2 rRNA genes are annotated in these 3,131 nt (G+C 53.1%); both read right to left on the bottom strand.

Annotated elements, in window-relative coordinates:
• Positions 1-3 precede the first annotated feature (3 nt).
• Positions 4-119: ribosomal RNA gene (gene rrf, locus M987_RS23450) — 5S ribosomal RNA — on the bottom strand.
• 72 nt (positions 120-191) lie between these two features.
• A 23S ribosomal RNA gene (locus M987_RS23455) occupies positions 192-3,096 on the bottom strand.
• Between the last annotated feature and the right edge of the window lie 35 nt (positions 3,097-3,131).

Raw genomic sequence — 3,131 nt, forward strand, 5'->3', positions numbered from 1 at the left:
GATGCCTGGCAGTTCCCTACTCTCACATGGGGAGACCCCACACTACCATCGGCGCTACGGCGTTTCACTTCTGAGTTCGGCATGGGGTCAGGTGGGACCACCGCGCTAAAGCCGCCAGGCAAATTCTGTTAAATCTGTATCAGGCTGAAATTGATTGTCTGTCTCTCACGCCAAAACATCTTCGGCGTTGTAAGGTTAAGCCTCACGGTTCATTAGTATCGGTTAGCTCAACGTATCGCTACGCTTACACACCCGACCTATCAACGTCGTCGTCTTCAACGTTCCTTCAGGACTCTCAAGGAGTCAGGGAGAACTCATCTCGGGGCAAGTTTCGTGCTTAGATGCTTTCAGCACTTATCTTTTCCGCATTTAGCTACCGGGCAATGCCATTGGCATGACAACCCGAACACCAGTGATGCGTCCACTCCGGTCCTCTCGTACTAGGAGCAGCCCCCCTCAATTCTCCAGCGCCCACGGCAGATAGGGACCGAACTGTCTCACGACGTTCTAAACCCAGCTCGCGTACCACTTTAAACGGCGAACAGCCGTACCCTTGGGACCTACTTCAGCCCCAGGATGTGATGAGCCGACATCGAGGTGCCAAACACCGCCGTCGATATGAACTCTTGGGCGGTATCAGCCTGTTATCCCCGGAGTACCTTTTATCCGTTGAGCGATGGCCCTTCCATTCAGAACCACCGGATCACTATGACCTGCTTTCGCACCTGCTCGAGCCGTCACTCTCGCAGTCAAGCTAGCTTATGCCATTGCACTAACCTCCTGATGTCCGACCAGGATTAGCTAACCTTCGTGCTCCTCCGTTACTCTTTGGGAGGAGACCGCCCCAGTCAAACTACCCACCAGACACTGTCCGCAACCCGGATTACGGGTCTACGTTAGAACACCAGCCATTAAAGGGTGGTATTTCAAGGTCGGCTCCATGCAGACTGGCGTCCACACTTCAAAGCCTCCCACCTATCCTACACATCAAGGACCAGTGTTCAGTGTCAAGCTATAGTAAAGGTTCACGGGGTCTTTCCGTCTTGCCGCGGGTACACTGCATCTTCACAGCGAGTTCAATTTCACTGAGTCTCGGGTGGAGACAGCCTGGCCATCATTACGCCATTCGTGCAGGTCGGAACTTACCCGACAAGGAATTTCGCTACCTTAGGACCGTTATAGTTACGGCCGCCGTTTACCGGGGCTTCGATCAAGAGCTTCGCGTTGCCGCTAACCCCATCAATTAACCTTCCGGCACCGGGCAGGCGTCACACCGTATACGTCCACTTTCGTGTTTGCACAGTGCTGTGTTTTTAATAAACAGTTGCAGCCAGCTGGTATCTTCGACTGATTTCAGCTCCACCCGCAGGGGCTTCACCTACATATCAGCGTGCCTTCTCCCGAAGTTACGGCACCATTTTGCCTAGTTCCTTCACCCGAGTTCTCTCAAGCGCCTTGGTATTCTCTACCTGACCACCTGTGTCGGTTTGGGGTACGATTTGATGTTACCTGATGCTTAGAGGCTTTTCCTGGAAGCAGGGCATTTGTTACTTCAGCACCGTAGTGCCTCGTCATCACACCTCAGCGTTAAAAGAAGTCCGGATTTACCTAAACTTCCCGCCTACATGCTTAAACCGGGACAACCGTCGCCCGGCTAACATAGCCTTCTCCGTCCCCCCTTCGCAGTAACACCAAGTACAGGAATATTAACCTGTTTCCCATCGACTACGCCTTTCGGCCTCGCCTTAGGGGTCGACTCACCCTGCCCCGATTAACGTTGGACAGGAACCCTTGGTCTTCCGGCGTGCGGGCTTTTCACCCGCATTATCGTTACTTATGTCAGCATTCGCACTTCTGATACCTCCAGCAACCCTCACAGGTCACCTTCAACGGCTTACAGAACGCTCCCCTACCCAACAACACATAGTGTCGCTGCCGCAGCTTCGGTGCATGGTTTAGCCCCGTTACATCTTCCGCGCAGGCCGACTCGACCAGTGAGCTATTACGCTTTCTTTAAATGATGGCTGCTTCTAAGCCAACATCCTGGCTGTCTGTGCCTTCCCACATCGTTTCCCACTTAACCATGACTTTGGGACCTTAGCTGGCGGTCTGGGTTGTTTCCCTCTTCACGACGGACGTTAGCACCCGCCGTGTGTCTCCCGTGATAACATTCTTCGGTATTCGTAGTTTGCATCGGGTTGGTAAGCCGGGATGGCCCCCTAGCCGAAACAGTGCTCTACCCCCGAAGATGAGTTCACGAGGCGCTACCTAAATAGCTTTCGGGGAGAACCAGCTATCTCCCGGTTTGATTGGCCTTTCACCCCCAGCCACAAGTCATCCGCTAATTTTTCAACATTAGTCGGTTCGGTCCTCCAGTTAGTGTTACCCAACCTTCAACCTGCCCATGGCTAGATCACCGGGTTTCGGGTCTATACCCTGCAACTTAACGCCCAGTTAAGACTCGGTTTCCCTTCGGCTCCCCTATACGGTTAACCTTGCTACAGAATATAAGTCGCTGACCCATTATACAAAAGGTACGCAGTCACACCACGAAGGTGCTCCCACTGCTTGTACGTACACGGTTTCAGGTTCTTTTTCACTCCCCTCGCCGGGGTTCTTTTCGCCTTTCCCTCACGGTACTGGTTCACTATCGGTCAGTCAGGAGTATTTAGCCTTGGAGGATGGTCCCCCCATATTCAGACAGGATACCACGTGTCCCGCCCTACTCTTCGAGTTCACAACCTGTGTGCTTTCGTGTACGGGACTATCACCCTGTACCGTGCGACTTTCCAGACGCTTCCACTAACACACAAGCTGATTCAGACTCTGGGCTGCTCCCCGTTCGCTCGCCGCTACTGGGGGAATCTCGGTTGATTTCTTTTCCTCGGGGTACTTAGATGTTTCAGTTCCCCCGGTTCGCCTCGTTAACCTATGTATTCAGTTAACGATAGTGTGTCGGAACACACTGGGTTTCCCCATTCGGACATCGCCGGGTCAAAGGTTCATATCACCTCGCCGGCGCTTTTCGCAGATTAGCACGTCCTTCATCGCCTCTGACTGCCAGGGCATCCACCGTGTACGCTTAGTCGCTTAACCTCACAACCCGAAGATGTTTCTTTCGATTCATCATC

This window comes from Enterobacter soli ATCC BAA-2102 (assembly GCF_001654845.1).
Classification (GTDB): Bacteria; Pseudomonadota; Gammaproteobacteria; order Enterobacterales; family Enterobacteriaceae; genus Enterobacter; species Enterobacter soli.